A 16933-nucleotide genomic window follows, 5' to 3' on the forward strand; every position below is an offset into this window, starting at 1 on the left:
GGATAAGAGATTAAATTATGAGCAACATTATTAAGCAACTTGAACAAGAGCAGATGAAGCAGGACGTACCTTCCTTCCGTCCGGGTGATACCGTGGAAGTGAAAGTATGGGTTGTTGAAGGTTCCAAAAAACGTCTGCAGGCATTCGAGGGCGTGGTTATCGCTATTCGTAACCGCGGTCTGCACTCTGCATTCACTGTTCGTAAAATTTCCAACGGCGAAGGCGTTGAGCGTGTCTTCCAGACTCACTCTCCGGTAGTTGACAGCATTGCTGTTAAACGTCGTGGTGCCGTTCGTAAAGCTAAACTGTACTACCTGCGTGAGCGTACTGGTAAGGCTGCTCGTATTAAAGAGCGTCTTAACTAAGATATCGCTCAGGCGACATCCTGTAAGAAAGGGCTGGCCAGTTGGCTGGCCCTTTTTTTATCTTCGTGAAGCTCACAACGTTAACCATTAGTTCATAAATCATTTACAATGCCCGTTCGTTACGGGAGGGGCAGTGGTTATCGGTACATTTCGTCAGCCTGCGTATCAACGCAACGCGACATGGCTCGCGATGTTTGCGATCCTGCTGATCGTGGTGGCGCCGCTTATCTCCGTCTCGTTGCAAAAAGATCCCATGAGCGCCATGCCTGGTATGCATCATGACATGAGTATGATGGCTGAACATGACGGACATCATGGGCAGTCTTCATCAATGCCGATGCCTGTCGATCACGGTGAAGCGTGCGGGTATTGCGTCCTCCTGACCCATGTTCCTGGCCTGATGCTGGCGCTGGTCATCCTGTTGTCCGGGATGCTGCTCAGACAAAAGCTGACGCCGCCACGCCCGGTTGTTAAACACTGGCATTTCTTCCCCTGGCTTTATCCCGATACGCGCGCGCCGCCGCGCAGGTCTGCTGTTTCCTGAATCTAACAATACGTTTGTGCGCATAAGCGTCACGACACATGTGTGCTTTCTCTGAGGAAAAGTATGACAACCTGCACTCCGCGCGCGGCATGGATAACCCTGCTGCGACGTTTTCATTTCTACACAGGTCTGTTTGTCGGGCCATTTATCTTTGTGGCGGCCTTAACCGGTACGCTCTACGTTGCGACGCCGCAACTGGAAGAGGCGCTCTATGCACCGGCGCTACAGGGCACAGAGCAAGGAGAGCGGAAACCGCTGGCGGCGCAAATCGCTGTTGCCCAACAGGTGACGGGAGGGCATTTACGACTGCATGCCGTTCGTCCCGCTCTTGAAGAGGGCGCAACGACGCGGGTGATGTTTGCCGACCCCGGACTTGCCGCTTCTGAGAACCGAGCGATTTTCATCGATCCAGTGACGCTGGCGGTGAAAGGCGATATGACGGTCTATGGCACCAGTGGCATTTTGCCCCTGCGTCAGTGGATTGATTATGCTCACCGCTCTTTGCTATTGGGGGATATCGGGCGAATTTACAGCGAGCTGGCGGCCTCCTGGATGTGGGTTGCGGCGACTGGCGGCATCATGCTCTGGTATTTCACCCGACCAAAACGTCGGCTGAATAATCGGGTGCAAAATAACCGGCGTTTACACGTAATGCTGGGGTGGTTACTGCTGGCGGGGATGCTGCTGTTCTCGGCAACCGGTTTAACCTGGTCCCAGTGGGCCGGAGGCAACGTGGATAAAATGCGTGCGGCCTTTGGCTGGCTGACGCCGCAGGTGAATACGCAGCTTTATGGCGACGAACACTCTGCTGATGAACATGCCGATCATCATGCAGGGCAGGAAATGCCGGTTATGCATATGGATATCAGCCAGTTTGATACGGTTCTGCATACGGCGCAGACGGCGGGAATTGATGCTAAAAAGCTGGAGATTCGTCCGGCCAAAGATGCGCAACATGGCTGGACGGTAACTGAAATTGATCGCCGCTGGCCGACACAGGTTGATGCGGTATCAGTAGACGCCGCAACCCTGCATGTTATCGACCGGACGCATTTTGCTGACTTTCCGCTTATGGCAAAGCTGACGCGCTGGGGCGTCGATTTCCATATGGGTATACTGTTTGGTCTGCCAAATCAGTTACTGCTGATCGCCTTCGGCATCGGGCTTTGCCTGATGATTATTATTGGCTACCGTCTGTGGTGGATTCGCCGACCGGCCCGGTCAGGCGTTAACCCGGCGCAAACGCTGATGCAGTGTTGGCTTACGTTAGGTTGGCCGGGAAGGTGCGGGGTTCTGGTGCTGGCTGTCGCCCTGGGGATGGTGATGCCAGTGCTGGGAGGCAGCCTGCTGGTATTTATCGTTATCGACTGGCTGCGCTGGTTCAGCACGTCTCGCGCCGCCCTTGCGCAGCCAGTTGACTAGCATTACGGCGTGCTGATGACGACGGCAACGCGGCGGTTTTCAGCACGACCTTTCGCGCTCTGATTGCTGGCGACCGGGTGTTTTTTACCTAAACCCTGCGTCGTCAGATTGCTGCGAGGGATGTTGGCGCCTTCGGCCCAGGCGTCAGCAACCACATTGGCGCGCTTGAGCGACAATGCTTCGTTATAACTGTCTTCGCCGTAGTTGTCAGTATGGCCATCCATACGGGCATGTTTCAGCCCGGTGGCTGCTAGCCTGGAGGCCATCTCGCGGATTTGCTGCTGGCTTTCCGGGCGTAACTTATAGTCGTTTTTATCAAATAAAATGTTGTCAGACAGCCCCAGAGACCAGTCGCCTGCTGATTCAGTAAACCCATAGGATTTCATTGCCGCAACTTGTTCGGGCGTAAATTTCCCCTGCGGCGTCTGGCAACCCGCCAGAATCAACGCTATCAGAATGATCGGGGAGAAAAGTCGCTTTAGCATATATCTATTCCTGTTATTTAATTGAACGTTCAGAACGCTGATGTTTGGCCTGATACATATTACGATCGGCCAACTCTTGTAATTTTTCTGCGGAAGCATGTTCCCACGTCAGCGCGAAACCAATACTCAGCGTCATACTCGCCAGATGCCCGTTATGCAGATCAAAGGGGCGATTAAATTCTTGCGATAATGCCGAACAAATGCGTTTAACTTCGTACTCCGAATGCACGTTGTAAAGCACCATGGCGAATTCATCTCCGCCAAGTCGATATGGCTGGTGGTGATTGCCGCCAAACTCCGCCAGTCGCCGGGCGACCTCGATCAAAACGCGATCTCCTGCGGCATGCCCCCATGTATCGTTAATGAATTTGAAATTATCGCCGTCCAGAAATAGCAGCGCCGAACAGCTACGGGCGGAGCTGTCATTCATCAACTCAGTTATGCTGTTACGAAAGGCGGCACGATTAGCAAGACCAGTAAGGGGGTCGTGCAGCGCGGTACGCAAAAGCTGGGCGTTTTTAGCCTGTAGCCGCAGTTGCCACTCTTCCATCTCATCCAGCAGGCTGTTGAAATCCTGGGCAAAAAGATGGAACTCTTCAATGCGTTCCTCAGAAACGCGACGTGAAAAGTTACGGTTCGTGCGTACATCATGTACCACATCGGTGATGTTTTGCAGCGCGTCCACCACGCCATTATGCAAATAACGCGTGAGCATTAACGCAATGCCGGATGCGAGCAAAATACACCCGGTAAGAACCGCCAGCGAGAGCCAGATAAAATGACCAATCAAGCTGTCGCGCGCGGTCAGGCAGACCTCGCCGATAATTTTGCCATTGTGCCAGACGGGCTGAGTCACCGGCAGCGGGAAAAGCCACTGGCTGATCAGGCCATTGAGCTTATCGTCCGATGCTTGTGCGTCATAGTACCAGGAGGCGATCACCTTCTGGTTTTTATCGCGGACCTCTGCGGCCGAGAACTGCCCCTGGCGCCCCAGCGCGGCCAGCGTTTCTGTCGCGGCGACGCCATCGGAAAACACCAATGCGGCCTCAAGACTATGGGTCATTGTCGCGGCAGTCAGATCCAGATTTTTTTGCGCATATTGTTTCAGCGTCAGGACAGAGGCGACGCAAAGCAGCAGCCAGATCAGCAACATGGTGACCAGTACGCTGATCATGTTGATCCGGCGTAATGTACGCTTAAAGGTCGGGCGCGTTGTAGGGAAAAAATCCTTATCCATGCTTTTGATTCCGTGCAAGCATCAATACGTCGGGGTTCACTCTTACGCCACTGCGTGACAGGGAATCCAGATTTACGGAAAATCTGACTTCATCATTGTTTATGATCAGACAAAATGCGCTGCCAATAATGCATTCAGTATTTTGTTCGGCAATTAATAACAATGCCTTAGACGGATATTTATTCGTTAATTCTACCTGATACGCCGGAGATTCACTGCCGAAATAAAAGCCATCGCAACGGGCTGTCAGAGCTTCCTGCTCCGTGCGGATGATGACGGGCAGATAAGGTAATGACCTGGCGCTGTTGTCGTTCAGCACATCGGCAAAACGAGACGAGGCGAAAATACATAGCCGTGGAGGGCCAGATAATGCAGGCCAGCGTGTATAGCTGACGATACCGGAAACGATTGAGCGTACAGATTTCGCTTCTTCTGTGATGCCCTGAGCATACAGTGGTAATCCTGCCAGTAATAGCGTTAGCAGGAGTATGAGTCGGTGAGAAAAGCTCATAAACAGGTGCCCACCAGCGTCAGTCAAAAAGCATCAAAATACATCCGTGATTGTTTGCAGCAAAATAACATTATTTTGCCTGTCAGTCATTACACCATGCCGATTAATGGTATTTCCTTAAGTTAAATCCCATACTTATTTATTGGTAAGGTCTTAATTAATTTAGCCGCATTGAGCGAACACCTTCGTCTGCGCCTTTTTGCCAGGCATTATGCAATTGACTGGCGTTTTCAACCGTGTCGCAACTGGCGGGAAATGTTTTTCCGGCCAGTCCTCTGGCGTGGACAAAGTTTAACTGGCAGGTTTTTCGCTGGCCTTCGGCGTAGCCCTTAAGATATTGCGTTCGCTCCACGTCAGGATCGTTCCAGGCGTCAGCCAGTGTTTCGTTATCTTTGACGGCAACGCCTGAAATCGCATCTTCGATACCGGCGCTATACCAGTCGGTCGCGGTCCAGGTGGGAGCATGCGTGTAAGGATCGATCTGACATCCGCTGATGAATAAAACAAATAAGGCGCCAGCGAAACGCTTCATTGCCTGTTCTCCTGTGTTTTTCAAAGCATAGTGGATTCGCAAATATAATGATGTAAATTTTTATGTACGATTTGAATGGCGTTAATTGCGAGATAAATGGTTTATGTAAAGTAAAATTTACGGAATGTGGATTGAAATCTTTACCGATTATGTTATCGTTACGCCATCCTCTGTGAGGATCATTTATCGCAAACGAGCTAAACAGGATCGCCATCATGCAAAAAGACGCGCTGAACAACGTACACATTACCGACGAACAGGTTCTGATGACCCCGGAGCAACTCAAAGCGGCGTTCCCGCTGAGTTTGTCGCAAGAGGCGCAAATCGCCCAGTCACGTAAAACGATTTCTGACATCATCGCCGGTCGCGATCCGCGCCTGCTGGTGGTGTGCGGCCCTTGTTCTATCCACGATCCTGAAACCGCTCTGGAATACGCTCGTCGATTTAAAACTCTTGCCGCAGAGGTCAGCGATAGCCTCTACCTGGTAATGCGCGTCTATTTTGAAAAGCCCCGTACCACTGTCGGCTGGAAAGGGTTGATTAACGATCCTCATATGGATGGCTCGTTTGATGTGGAAACCGGCCTGAAGATTGCGCGTCAACTTCTGGTGGAACTGGTGAACATGGGCTTGCCGCTGGCGACGGAAGCGTTAGATCCAAACAGCCCGCAATACCTGGGCGATCTGTTTAGCTGGTCGGCAATCGGCGCGCGTACGACCGAATCCCAAACCCACCGTGAAATGGCCTCTGGCCTTTCCATGCCCGTTGGCTTTAAAAACGGGACGGATGGCAGCCTGGCGACGGCGATTAACGCCATGCGTGCCGCTGCTCAGTCACACCGTTTTGTCGGTATCAACCAGGCGGGGCAGGTCGCTCTGCTGCAAACTCAGGGCAACCCGGATGGCCATGTCATTCTGCGCGGTGGGAAAGCGCCAAACTACAGCCCGGCAGATGTCGCGCAGTGTGAAAAAGAGATGGAACAGGCAGGACTCCGCCCGTCTCTGATGGTAGATTGCAGCCATGGTAACTCGAATAAAGATTACCGTCGCCAGCCTGCCGTGGCAGAGTCTGTGGTCGCGCAGATCAAAGACGGCAACCGTTCCATTATTGGCTTGATGATTGAAAGTAATATTCACGAAGGCAACCAGTCCTCCGAGCAACCGCGCAGTGAAATGAAATACGGCGTGTCTGTTACGGATGCGTGTATCAGTTGGGAAGCCACGGATGCACTGCTGCGTGAAATTCATCAGGATCTGAACGGCCAACTGGTGGCGCGTGTAGCATAAGAGGTTGGTTATGGTTGCTGAGTTGACCGCGTTACGCGATCAAATAGATGAAGTGGATAAGGCGCTGCTGGATTTACTGGCTAAGCGCCTGGAGCTGGTGGCCGAAGTCGGTGAAGTGAAAAGCCGCTTTGGATTGCCGATTTACGTGCCTGAGCGTGAAGCGTCTATGCTGGCTTCACGCCGTGCGGAGGCGGAAGCGCTTGGCGTTCCTCCCGATCTGATTGAAGACGTCTTGCGTCGGGTGATGCGTGAGTCTTACTCCAGTGAGAATGACAAAGGGTTTAAGACGCTTTGTCCTTCTCTGCGCCCGGTGGTTATCGTCGGCGGCGGCGGTCAGATGGGCCGTTTGTTTGAAAAAATGCTCACGCTGTCGGGATATCAGGTACGCATACTTGAGCAACAGGACTGGGGACGGGCGCAGGAGATCGTGGCCGATGCCGGGATGGTGATCGTAAGTGTGCCGATTCATATCACGGAGCAGGTGATCGCGAAATTACCGCGTTTGCCTGCGGACTGTATTCTGGTCGATCTTGCATCGATTAAAAACGGACCGCTACAGGCGATGATGGCGGCGCACGATGGCCCGGTACTGGGCTTACACCCGATGTTTGGCCCGGACAGCGGCAGTCTGGCAAAGCAGGTGGTTGTCTGGTGCGATGGCCGTCAGCCGGAGGCGTACCAGTGGTTCCTTGAGCAAATTCAGGTGTGGGGCGCGCGGCTGCATCGGATTAGCGCCGTTGAGCACGATCAGAATATGGCGTTTATTCAGGCGCTGCGTCACTTCGCGACGTTCGCTTACGGTTTGCACCTGGCGGAAGAGAATGTCCAGCTGGAACAACTGCTGGCGCTGTCGTCACCGATTTACCGTCTCGAACTGGCGATGGTTGGGCGACTGTTTGCGCAGGATCCGCAGCTGTATGCCGATATTATTATGTCGTCGGAAAATAACCTGGCGCTGATCAAACGCTACTATAAACGTTTTGGCGACGCGATTGGTTTGCTGGAGCAGGGCGACAAGCAGGCCTTTATCGACAGTTTCCGCAAGGTTGAGCATTGGTTTGGTGATTATGCCAAACGCTTCCAGAACGAAAGTCGCACGTTGTTACGCCAGGCTAACGATAGCCGACAATAAGTGAGATGCCTGATGGCGACGCAGGTGCGTCTTATTCGGCCTACAAAATTGCATGAATCGTAGGCCGGATAAGCGTAGCGCTATCCGGCATTATCAAACAGTTAGTTCGGATCGACAGGCACAACGTTCTCGCTGGGGTAGCAGCCCAGTACCTTCATTGAGCGGGTAATTTCCCCTAACTCTTTCAGCGCTTTTTTCATCTCCGGTGATTCCAGGTTGGCCTGGATATCGAGATAAAACATCTCTTCCCACGGGTTGCCGTGAATCGGACGGGACTCCAGTTTGGTCATGATCAGGTTGTGGTTGCGCAGCACCAGCAGCGCCTCAACCAGTGCACCTGCCTGTTGACCCGTGGCGATCAGCAGCGTGGTTTTCGCCGGGACCTGGTCGGAAACATTGACGGCTTTGCGCGCCAGCACCACGAAACGGGTAATATTCTGCGTCTGGTTGGCTTCGATTCTTTCCAGCACCTGTAGCCCATGCAGCACGCCACCGGCTTCGCTACCCAGTGCCGCCACGCGTGGAGAGTTCGCCTGCGCCACTTTTTCCATCGCCGCAGAGGTGCTTTCAGTGTACTCAATTTTCCAGTGCGGATAGCGGTTAAGGAATTTACTGCACTGCTGGAACGGCTGCGGGTGGCTGTAGACCGTCTCAATGGTGTTTAAATCGGTCGTCCCTGAAACCAGCACGCAGTGGTCGATGGTAATGGTCATCTCGCCCACGATAGAGAGGCTGGTGTGCTGCAACAGATCGTAGACGTCGTTGATCGCGCCTGAACTGGTGTTTTCAATCGGCACGACGGCGTAGTCCGCTTGCCCGGTTTCGACCTGATTAAAGATATCAGCGAATTTTGCGCAGCCGCTTTCAATAAACTGTTCAAAATGGCGGGCGGCATACTGACGCGCAGCGAGGTGCGAGTACGACCCTTTTGGTCCAAGAAAGGCAATACGCGCTGAATGCGGGTTAATTTTGTTCAGATGTTGCTGCAACAGCGCCTGCTGGGTAAGGACGGAATCTTCAATGATGAGTTGGAACAGGCGAGTAATATAGTGCGCGTCCAGATGATGGGCTTTGCCAAGCGCGATCAGTCTGTCCAGCAGGTCGCGCTCGCGATCGATATCACGCACCGGGCGATGAGAAAGCAGCTTCGCTTTCCCGACTTCAACGGCCAGCTCACGACGCTCCGCCAGTAAGGCCAGTAATTTTACATCCAGAGCGCTTATTTTCTCTCGCAGCGCCAGTAACGGGTTTTCCGATGTCATAGTGTTGCCTTTCTTGTTATCAATAAAAAAGGCCTCCCGTGTGGGAGGCCTTATTGTTCGTCTTCGCATTCTTTTTCACACGACGAAACGCCTCCCATTCAGGGGAAGGTAAAAAAGAATGCGAAGAAGAACGGGATAAGTTTCATGTCAGTTTCCTTTAGCGACTTCAGTAAAGTACCCGTACTGTTTTAATCCTGTCAACAAAAAACGCGCCCGAAGGCGCGTTGGCGATACACTCAATGTAAGGGACTACTCTTCTTCTGCTTCGACGAAGTTGGCGTCTTTTACTGAAGTTGTGGCACGACGGGCTTCGCCTTTGTGCTGCACTTTATTGAGCTGCCGTTCCAGCTTGTTGATCAAATCGTTAATGGCGGCGTACATATCTTCGTGTTTTGCGCTGGCGACCAGATGTCCGTTCGGGGTATTGATGGTGGCATCAGCGATGAAACCCTGTGGCTCCTTAGACAGAATGATATGTGGATTAATCAGGTGAGTTTGCCATTTTTCTAGTTTGGCGAGACGGTCTGCGACATGCTGGCGTATTGCCGGAGTAATTTCCATTTGTTTACTGGTAATGTTCATTGTCATAAATTTTACCTCTTGTCTTTCCCGTCTTGGTGATTCCAGCATACCGTTCCCAATGTCAAAAAGCGTGATTTAAATCACATTATTTTGTCACTTTTTGTCAAGGAAGCCTTTTTGTGAGTTATCGCAGGAACAACGGATTTTTTACTTGAGGAATAGCCGAAAGGGAGCCATATTTGACGGGATGCGTTGTACTGAAACCGCTTCAGCAACAGCGTAAAATGGATAAAAAAACGGCAGCCTTCGGGCTGCCGTTTTGCGTTCAGTACGCAATCAGGTGTTGCGACCATTGGCGGCGATAATTTTTGCCACTTTGTCAGCCTGAGTCGTCATCTGCATCTGACGATAAGCGTTTTCCATCAGCGGCAGAGCGTCGCGCGTCGCCTGCGTATCCGGGAAGTCGCGCAGCATACCTTCCACACGGTTTACCACGGCAACCCATGCGCCGCGAGCGGTGTAGTAGTCGGCAACGGAGTATTCATACTTCGCCAGACGATCTTTCAGGAAGACCAGACGTTTGGTGGCGTCGGTTGTGTACTGGCTGTTCGGATAGCTACGCACCAGCTTTGAGAAATCATTGAATGCAGCTCGGGCGTGCTGCGGATCGCGATCGCTACGATCGACGCCGAAGAAACCTTGCAGCGCGCTGTCATCCAGCGCCATATTGGTCAGACCGCGCATATACATGACATAATCAATATTCGGGTGCGTCGGATTGAGGCGAATAAAACGATCGATGGCGGCCTGAGCTAACGGCAGATCGGCGTTTTTGTAGTAGGCGTAGATCAGATCCAACTGCACCTGCTGAGAATACGGTCCAAATGGATAACGGTTATCCAACGCTTCCAATTGCGTTATTGCCTGTTTCCAGTTACCGTCCTGCAGCTTTTGCTGGGCAGTCGCGTAGATTTCGTTAGGCGGATTATCGGGCACCTCTTCCTTTGAACCAGAGCAACCCGCCAAAAACAGGCTCAACGTGGCTGCTGCCACCAGATATTTCATGCGCGTCATGACGTTTTGACTTTCCTCAAAATGTTTTACGGGAGATTCTCTGTTCCTGCTCCCGGTTAAGACCAGCTACAATAGCACACTATATTAAACGGCAAAGCCGTAAAACCCAACGTTAAACGAAGAAGCTGTATATGGCACAACGAGTACAACTCACCGCAACGGTATCCGAAAACCAACTCGGTCAACGCTTAGATCAGGCTTTGGCCGAAATGTTCCCGGATTATTCACGTTCGCGCATAAAAGAATGGATTCTCGATCGGCGCGTGCTGGTCAACGGTAAACTTTGCGATAAACCGAAAGAAAAAGTATTGGGCGGCGAACAGGTTTCCATTAACGCGGAAATCGACGAAGAGATCCGCTTTGAGCCGCAGGATATCCCGCTGGATATCGTCTACGAAGATGACGATATCCTTGTCATCAACAAACCGCGCGATTTAGTGGTTCACCCTGGCGCCGGTAATCCTGATGGTACGGTACTGAACGCGCTGTTGCATTACTACCCGCCGATTGCTGACGTACCGCGCGCGGGTATTGTGCATCGTCTGGATAAAGACACCACAGGTCTGATGGTGGTGGCGAAAACGGTTCCGGCGCAAACGCGACTGGTGGAGTCTTTGCAGCTGCGTGAAATCACCCGTGAGTATGAAGCGGTCGCGATCGGACATATGACGGCGGGCGGTACGGTAGATGAACCGATCAGCCGTCACCCGACCAAACGAACCCATATGTCAGTGCATCCAATGGGGAAACCTGCGGTGACTCACTACCGCATCATGGAACATTTCCGTGTGCATACGCGTCTGCGGTTGCGTCTGGAAACCGGACGTACGCACCAGATCCGCGTGCACATGGCGCATATCACGCATCCGCTGGTGGGCGATCAGGTGTATGGCGGTCGTCCGCGTCCACCGAAGGGGGCATCGGAAGCGTTTATCTCCACGTTGCGTCAGTTTGATCGCCAGGCGCTGCACGCGACGATGCTGCGTCTTTACCATCCGATTTCCGGTATTGAAATGGAGTGGCATGCGCCGATTCCGCAGGATATGGTGGAGCTGATTGACGTGATGCGCGCTGACTTCGAAGAACATAAGGATGATGTAGACTGGCTATGAGTAAGCTAATTGTTCCGCAGTGGCCAATCCCGGAGGGGGTTGCAGCCTGTAGTTCTGTACGTACAGGCGGTGTCAGCTTACCGCCTTACGATTCTCTGAATCTGGGCGCCCATTGCGGCGATAACCCGGAACATGTGGAAGAGAATCGCAAGAGACTCTTTGCTGCGGGCAATTTGCCGTCAAAACCCGTCTGGCTTGAACAGGTGCATGGCAAGGACGTGCTGAAACTCACCGGCGAGCCTTATGCATCCAAACGTGCGGATGCGTCGTACAGCAATACCCCCGGCACCGTTTGCGCGGTGATGACGGCGGACTGTTTGCCCGTGTTATTTTGTAATCGCGCGGGAACGGAAGTGGCGGCGGCTCATGCGGGCTGGCGCGGATTATGTGAAGGTGTGCTGGAAGAAACGGTCGCCTGCTTTGCCGATAAACCTGAAAACATTATCGCCTGGCTGGGTCCGGCTATTGGCCCTGCTGCTTTTGAAGTGGGGGCTGAAGTGCGTGAAGCGTTTATCGCAAAAGATGCGAAGGCGAGCAGCGCATTTCAGGCGCGCGGCGAAAAATATCTGGCGGATATTTATCAGCTTGCGCATCAACGTCTGGCGAATGTGGGAGTTGAAAGCGTCTATGGCGGCGATCGCTGTACTTACAGCGAAAGTGAGACTTTCTTCTCTTATCGTCGCGACAAGATCACAGGTCGTATGGCAAGTTTTATTTGGCTGATATAACCTAAAGAATCAAGACGATCCGGTACGTGTAATTTTCTTTTCACATAATTCAGGTCATTCACCTTGAATAATTGAGGGATGACCTCATTTAATCTCCAGTAGCAATTTTGACCTGTTATGGGAGGAGTTATGCGTCTGGATCGTCTTACTAATAAATTCCAGCTTGCTCTTGCCGATGCCCAGTCGCTCGCACTGGGGCACGACAACCAATTCATCGAACCTCTTCATTTAATGAGCGCCTTACTGAATCAGGAAGGGGGAGCGGTACGTCCTTTATTAACGTCCGCTGGCATTAATGCTGGCCAGTTACGCACGAGTATTGATCAGGCGCTGAGCCGTTTACCGCAGGTGGAAGGCACCGGCGGCGACGTACAGCCGTCTCAGGATCTGGTGCGTGTACTGAATCTTTGCGACAAGCTGGCGCAAAAACGTGGGGACAACTTTATTTCGTCGGAACTGTTCGTTCTGGCTGCGCTTGAGTCTCGCGGCACGCTGACCGACCTACTGAAATCGGCCGGGGCGACCACCGCCAATATCACTCAGGCAGTTGAACAAATGCGCGGAGGTGAAAGCGTGAACGATCAAGGGGCTGAAGACCAACGTCAGGCCTTGCAAAAATATACCGTCGACCTGACCGAGCGCGCGGAGCAGGGCAAGCTCGATCCGGTGATTGGTCGTGATGAAGAAATTCGCCGTACCATTCAGGTACTGCAACGCCGTACTAAAAACAACCCGGTATTAATTGGTGAACCGGGGGTCGGTAAAACGGCGATTGTCGAAGGGCTGGCGCAGCGAATCATTAATGGCGAAGTGCCGGAAGGGCTGAAAGGCCGTCGCGTACTGGCGCTGGATATGGGCGCGCTGGTGGCCGGGGCGAAGTATCGCGGTGAGTTTGAAGAGCGTCTGAAAGGCGTGCTGAACGATCTCGCCAAACAGGAAGGCAACGTCATCCTGTTTATCGATGAATTACACACGATGGTCGGCGCGGGTAAAGCCGACGGCGCAATGGATGCCGGGAACATGCTGAAACCGGCACTGGCGCGTGGGGAACTGCACTGTGTGGGCGCCACGACGCTGGACGAATATCGCCAGTACATCGAAAAAGATGCGGCGCTGGAACGCCGTTTCCAAAAAGTGTTCGTCGCGGAACCGTCTGTGGAAGATACCATCGCTATTCTGCGTGGTCTTAAAGAACGTTATGAGCTGCACCACCATGTGCAGATTACTGACCCGGCGATTGTGGCGGCGGCAACCTTATCTCACCGCTACATTTCCGATCGCCAGTTGCCGGATAAAGCCATCGACCTGATCGATGAAGCGGCATCCAGCATCCGTATGCAGATTGACTCCAAGCCGGAAGAACTGGACAGGCTCGACCGCCGTATTATTCAGCTTAAGCTGGAACAGCAGGCGTTAATGAAAGAGTCTGATGAGGCGAGCAAAAAACGCCTCGATATGCTCAACGAGGAACTGGATGATAAAGAACGCCAGTACTCTGAATTAGAAGAAGAGTGGAAAGCAGAGAAAGCCTCTCTGTCCGGTACGCAGACCATTAAGGCCGAACTGGAGCAGGCGAAAATCGCCATCGAACAGGCGCGTCGTGTGGGCGATCTGGCGCGGATGTCTGAACTTCAGTACGGCAAAATCCCTGAGCTGGAAAAACAGCTGGAAGCGGCGACTCAATCTGAAGGTAAAACCATGCGTCTGTTACGCAATAAAGTGACGGATGCGGAAATTGCTGAAGTGCTGGCGCGGTGGACGGGGATTCCGGTTGCCAGAATGCTTGAAGGCGAACGTGAAAAACTGCTGCGTATGGAGCAGGAATTACACAGCCGCGTGATTGGGCAGAATGAGGCCGTTGAAGCGGTATCGAATGCCATTCGCCGTAGCCGTGCGGGACTGGCCGACCCGAATCGTCCAATTGGTTCGTTCCTGTTCCTTGGGCCGACCGGGGTGGGTAAAACCGAACTGTGCAAGGCGCTGGCAAACTTTATGTTTGATAGCGATGACGCGATGGTGCGTATCGACATGTCTGAGTTCATGGAAAAACACTCCGTGTCTCGTCTGGTTGGCGCGCCTCCGGGATATGTGGGTTATGAAGAGGGCGGTTATCTGACGGAAGCGGTACGTCGTCGTCCTTATTCCGTCATACTGCTGGACGAAGTTGAGAAAGCGCATCCTGATGTATTCAACATTCTGTTGCAGGTGCTGGATGATGGCCGTCTGACGGACGGGCAAGGGAGAACGGTCGACTTCCGCAACACGGTTGTCATTATGACCTCAAACCTCGGTTCCGATCTGATCCAGGAGCGTTTCGGTGAGCTGGATTACGGCCATATGAAAGAACTGGTGCTTGGTGTGGTCAGCCACAACTTCCGCCCGGAATTCATTAACCGTATAGATGAAGTCGTGGTATTCCATCCGTTGGGTGAAAAACATATCGCTTCTATTGCACAGATCCAGTTGCAGCGTCTGTACAAACGTCTGGAAGAGCGCGGGTATGAAATTCACATCTCTGATGATGCGCTGAAATTGCTGAGCGCGAATGGTTACGATCCGGTTTACGGGGCGCGTCCATTGAAACGTGCAATTCAGCAGCAGATTGAAAACCCGCTGGCGCAGCAAATCTTGTCTGGTGAGCTGATTCCGGGTAAAGCGATTCGTCTGGAGGCGAATGACGATCGCATTGTGGCAGTGCAGTAAGTCACAAATAATAAAAAACGGGCCCATTCGGGTTCGTTTTTGTTTAAAAACCAGGCAAAAATAAAAGGGTGATATGCAAAACGTCCAAAAAACGAACGGTTGATAAGTTTTTTCTAATTTCCCCTTGTCAGGCCGGAATAACTCCCTATAATGCGCCTCCACTGACACGGAACAACGGCACACAGGCCGCCGGGTCAGCGGGGTTCAGCGATGAACACCGGCAGAGAAAAGCAAAAATAAATGCTTGACTCTCAAGCGGGAAAGCGTATTATGCACACCCCGCACCGCTGAGAAAAAGCGAAGCGGCACTGCTCTTTAACAATTTATCAGACAATCTGTGTGGGCACTCAAAGTGACATGGATTCTTAATGTCTTCGGACAATAAATGAATACCAAGTCTCTGAGTGAACACGTAATTCATTACGAAGTTTAATTCACGAGCATCAAACTTAAATTGAAGAGTTTGATCATGGCTCAGATTGAACGCTGGCGGCAGGCCTAACACATGCAAGTCGAACGGTAACAGGAAGCAGCTTGCTGCTTTGCTGACGAGTGGCGGACGGGTGAGTAATGTCTGGGAAACTGCCTGATGGAGGGGGATAACTACTGGAAACGGTAGCTAATACCGCATAACGTCGCAAGACCAAAGAGGGGGACCTTCGGGCCTCTTGCCATCAGATGTGCCCAGATGGGATTAGCTTGTTGGTGGGGTAACGGCTCACCAAGGCGACGATCCCTAGCTGGTCTGAGAGGATGACCAGCCACACTGGAACTGAGACACGGTCCAGACTCCTACGGGAGGCAGCAGTGGGGAATATTGCACAATGGGCGCAAGCCTGATGCAGCCATGCCGCGTGTATGAAGAAGGCCTTCGGGTTGTAAAGTACTTTCAGCGGGGAGGAAGGTGTTGTGGTTAATAACCGCAGCAATTGACGTTACCCGCAGAAGAAGCACCGGCTAACTCCGTGCCAGCAGCCGCGGTAATACGGAGGGTGCAAGCGTTAATCGGAATTACTGGGCGTAAAGCGCACGCAGGCGGTCTGTTAAGTCAGATGTGAAATCCCCGGGCTCAACCTGGGAACTGCATCTGATACTGGCAGGCTTGAGTCTCGTAGAGGGGGGTAGAATTCCAGGTGTAGCGGTGAAATGCGTAGAGATCTGGAGGAATACCGGTGGCGAAGGCGGCCCCCTGGACGAAGACTGACGCTCAGGTGCGAAAGCGTGGGGAGCAAACAGGATTAGATACCCTGGTAGTCCACGCCGTAAACGATGTCGACTTGGAGGTTGTGCCCTTGAGGCGTGGCTTCCGGAGCTAACGCGTTAAGTCGACCGCCTGGGGAGTACGGCCGCAAGGTTAAAACTCAAATGAATTGACGGGGGCCCGCACAAGCGGTGGAGCATGTGGTTTAATTCGATGCAACGCGAAGAACCTTACCTGGTCTTGACATCCACGGAAGTTTTCAGAGATGAGAATGTGCCTTCGGGAACCGTGAGACAGGTGCTGCATGGCTGTCGTCAGCTCGTGTTGTGAAATGTTGGGTTAAGTCCCGCAACGAGCGCAACCCTTATCCTTTGTTGCCAGCGGTCCGGCCGGGAACTCAAAGGAGACTGCCAGTGATAAACTGGAGGAAGGTGGGGATGACGTCAAGTCATCATGGCCCTTACGACCAGGGCTACACACGTGCTACAATGGCATATACAAAGAGAAGCGACCTCGCGAGAGCAAGCGGACCTCATAAAGTATGTCGTAGTCCGGATTGGAGTCTGCAACTCGACTCCATGAAGTCGGAATCGCTAGTAATCGTGGATCAGAATGCCACGGTGAATACGTTCCCGGGCCTTGTACACACCGCCCGTCACACCATGGGAGTGGGTTGCAAAAGAAGTAGGTAGCTTAACCTTCGGGAGGGCGCTTACCACTTTGTGATTCATGACTGGGGTGAAGTCGTAACAAGGTAACCGTAGGGGAACCTGCGGTTGGATCACCTCCTTACCTTAAAGAACCTGCCTTTGCAGTG

16 protein-coding genes, 1 rRNA gene and 1 other annotated feature are annotated in these 16933 nt (G+C 52.6%); of the genes, 9 read left to right on the forward strand and 8 right to left on the reverse strand.

Annotated elements, in window-relative coordinates:
- Positions 1-17: 17 nt before the first annotated feature.
- From rplS to OGX75_RS14905, 3 genes are all read left to right on the forward strand, one after another.
- Positions 18-365: a 50S ribosomal protein L19 gene (gene rplS / locus OGX75_RS14895; protein WP_012134695.1), complete on the forward strand. Its 348-nt coding sequence runs from the start codon at positions 18-20 to the stop codon at positions 363-365.
- A gap of 190 nt (positions 366-555) precedes the next feature.
- A complete protein-coding gene (locus OGX75_RS14900; RefSeq protein WP_104869113.1) occupies positions 556-909 on the forward strand; it encodes a DUF2946 domain-containing protein in 354 nt (117 codons plus the stop codon).
- A gap of 63 nt (positions 910-972) precedes the next feature.
- On the forward strand, positions 973-2331 hold the full coding sequence (locus tag OGX75_RS14905; protein ID WP_286451366.1) for a PepSY-associated TM helix domain-containing protein: 1359 nt from the start codon (positions 973-975) through the stop codon (positions 2329-2331).
- Between the two features lie 2 nt (positions 2332-2333).
- Here OGX75_RS14905 and OGX75_RS14910 read toward each other — a convergent pair whose 3' ends face one another.
- The 4 genes from OGX75_RS14910 to OGX75_RS14925 form a co-directional block, all read right to left on the reverse strand.
- On the reverse strand, positions 2334-2816 hold the full coding sequence (locus OGX75_RS14910) for an OmpA family protein (protein WP_058667979.1): 483 nt from the start codon (positions 2814-2816) through the stop codon (positions 2334-2336).
- A gap of 13 nt (positions 2817-2829) precedes the next feature.
- Complete coding sequence (dgcN, locus tag OGX75_RS14915; RefSeq protein WP_012134690.1) at positions 2830-4053, reverse strand: diguanylate cyclase DgcN/YfiN; 1224 nt, start codon at positions 4051-4053, stop codon at positions 2830-2832.
- On the reverse strand, positions 4046-4564 hold the full coding sequence (yfiR, locus tag OGX75_RS14920; RefSeq protein WP_047461885.1) for a regulatory sequestration protein YfiR: 519 nt from the start codon (positions 4562-4564) through the stop codon (positions 4046-4048). The genes dgcN and yfiR overlap by 8 nt, the downstream gene beginning before the upstream one ends.
- 157 nt (positions 4565-4721) lie before the next feature.
- Positions 4722-5096, reverse strand: a complete 375-nt coding sequence (locus tag OGX75_RS14925; RefSeq protein ID WP_286451367.1) for a DUF2799 domain-containing protein — start codon at positions 5094-5096, stop codon at positions 4722-4724.
- 215 nt (positions 5097-5311) lie between these two features.
- Here OGX75_RS14925 and aroF point away from each other — a divergent pair, with 215 nt between their 5' ends.
- The gene (aroF, locus tag OGX75_RS14930; RefSeq protein WP_047461890.1) at positions 5312-6382 is read left to right on the forward strand and encodes a 3-deoxy-7-phosphoheptulonate synthase AroF; all 1071 of its coding nucleotides are present in this window, start codon (positions 5312-5314) and stop codon (positions 6380-6382) included.
- A gap of 10 nt (positions 6383-6392) precedes the next feature.
- On the forward strand, positions 6393-7514 hold the full coding sequence (gene tyrA, locus OGX75_RS14935) for a bifunctional chorismate mutase/prephenate dehydrogenase (RefSeq protein WP_049011863.1): 1122 nt from the start codon (positions 6393-6395) through the stop codon (positions 7512-7514).
- Between the two features lie 101 nt (positions 7515-7615).
- Here the strand turns inward: tyrA and pheA are convergent, their stop codons facing one another.
- From pheA to bamD, 4 genes are all read right to left on the reverse strand, one after another.
- Entirely contained in the window at positions 7616-8776 is a 1161-nt protein-coding gene (pheA, locus tag OGX75_RS14940; protein ID WP_071257983.1) for a bifunctional chorismate mutase/prephenate dehydratase, read from the reverse strand.
- Between the two features lie 22 nt (positions 8777-8798).
- Positions 8799-8923, reverse strand: a sequence feature (Phe leader region).
- Positions 8875-8922, reverse strand: a complete 48-nt coding sequence (gene pheL, locus OGX75_RS14945; RefSeq protein WP_101706155.1) for a pheA operon leader peptide PheL — start codon at positions 8920-8922, stop codon at positions 8875-8877. It overlaps the preceding feature by 48 nt.
- A gap of 102 nt (positions 8924-9025) precedes the next feature.
- Entirely contained in the window at positions 9026-9364 is a 339-nt protein-coding gene (gene raiA, locus OGX75_RS14950) for a ribosome-associated translation inhibitor RaiA (protein WP_024130845.1), read from the reverse strand.
- 270 nt (positions 9365-9634) lie between these two features.
- The gene (bamD, locus tag OGX75_RS14955; protein WP_012134683.1) at positions 9635-10372 is read right to left on the reverse strand and encodes an outer membrane protein assembly factor BamD; all 738 of its coding nucleotides are present in this window, start codon (positions 10370-10372) and stop codon (positions 9635-9637) included.
- Between the two features lie 131 nt (positions 10373-10503).
- Between bamD and rluD the strand changes: the two genes are divergently transcribed.
- The 4 genes from rluD to OGX75_RS14975 all read left to right on the forward strand — a co-directional run bounded on the left by rluD (position 10504) and on the right by OGX75_RS14975 (position 16908).
- Positions 10504-11484 carry a 23S rRNA pseudouridine(1911/1915/1917) synthase RluD gene (gene rluD, locus OGX75_RS14960; protein WP_047461899.1) on the forward strand — a complete coding sequence of 327 codons (981 nt, stop codon included), beginning with the start codon at positions 10504-10506 and terminating at the stop codon, positions 11482-11484.
- Positions 11481-12212, forward strand: a complete 732-nt coding sequence (gene yfiH, locus OGX75_RS14965; protein WP_200092824.1) for a purine nucleoside phosphorylase YfiH — start codon at positions 11481-11483, stop codon at positions 12210-12212. Before rluD ends, yfiH begins: the two co-directional genes overlap by 4 nt.
- Positions 12213-12341: 129 nt before the next feature.
- Complete coding sequence (gene clpB / locus OGX75_RS14970) at positions 12342-14915, forward strand: ATP-dependent chaperone ClpB (protein ID WP_286451368.1); 2574 nt, start codon at positions 12342-12344, stop codon at positions 14913-14915.
- Between the two features lie 451 nt (positions 14916-15366).
- Positions 15367-16908, forward strand: a 16S ribosomal RNA gene (locus tag OGX75_RS14975).
- Positions 16909-16933 lie beyond the last annotated feature (25 nt).

The organism is Citrobacter sp. CK199 (assembly GCF_030333285.1).
GTDB lineage: Bacteria > Pseudomonadota > Gammaproteobacteria > Enterobacterales > Enterobacteriaceae > Citrobacter_B > Citrobacter_B koseri.

What these genes read in the sequence shown, in the direction of transcription:
- rplS (WP_012134695.1), top strand. Translation starts at nt 18, where the DNA reads ATGAGCAACATTATTAAGCAACTTGAACAAGAGCAGATGAAGCAGGAC.
- OGX75_RS14900 (WP_104869113.1), top strand. Translation starts at nt 556, where the DNA reads ATGTTTGCGATCCTGCTGATCGTGGTGGCGCCGCTTATCTCCGTCTCG.
- OGX75_RS14905 (WP_286451366.1), top strand. Translation starts at nt 973, where the DNA reads ATGACAACCTGCACTCCGCGCGCGGCATGGATAACCCTGCTGCGACGT.
- OGX75_RS14910 (WP_058667979.1), bottom strand. Translation starts at nt 2,816, where the DNA reads ATGCTAAAGCGACTTTTCTCCCCGATCATTCTGATAGCGTTGATTCTG.
- dgcN (WP_012134690.1), bottom strand. Translation starts at nt 4,053, where the DNA reads ATGGATAAGGATTTTTTCCCTACAACGCGCCCGACCTTTAAGCGTACA.
- yfiR (WP_047461885.1), bottom strand. Translation starts at nt 4,564, where the DNA reads ATGAGCTTTTCTCACCGACTCATACTCCTGCTAACGCTATTACTGGCA.
- OGX75_RS14925 (WP_286451367.1), bottom strand. Translation starts at nt 5,096, where the DNA reads ATGAAGCGTTTCGCTGGCGCCTTATTTGTTTTATTCATCAGCGGATGT.
- aroF (WP_047461890.1), top strand. Translation starts at nt 5,312, where the DNA reads ATGCAAAAAGACGCGCTGAACAACGTACACATTACCGACGAACAGGTT.
- tyrA (WP_049011863.1), top strand. Translation starts at nt 6,393, where the DNA reads ATGGTTGCTGAGTTGACCGCGTTACGCGATCAAATAGATGAAGTGGAT.
- pheA (WP_071257983.1), bottom strand. Translation starts at nt 8,776, where the DNA reads ATGACATCGGAAAACCCGTTACTGGCGCTGCGAGAGAAAATAAGCGCT.
- raiA (WP_024130845.1), bottom strand. Translation starts at nt 9,364, where the DNA reads ATGACAATGAACATTACCAGTAAACAAATGGAAATTACTCCGGCAATA.
- bamD (WP_012134683.1), bottom strand. Translation starts at nt 10,372, where the DNA reads ATGACGCGCATGAAATATCTGGTGGCAGCAGCCACGTTGAGCCTGTTT.
- rluD (WP_047461899.1), top strand. Translation starts at nt 10,504, where the DNA reads ATGGCACAACGAGTACAACTCACCGCAACGGTATCCGAAAACCAACTC.
- yfiH (WP_200092824.1), top strand. Translation starts at nt 11,481, where the DNA reads ATGAGTAAGCTAATTGTTCCGCAGTGGCCAATCCCGGAGGGGGTTGCA.
- clpB (WP_286451368.1), top strand. Translation starts at nt 12,342, where the DNA reads ATGCGTCTGGATCGTCTTACTAATAAATTCCAGCTTGCTCTTGCCGAT.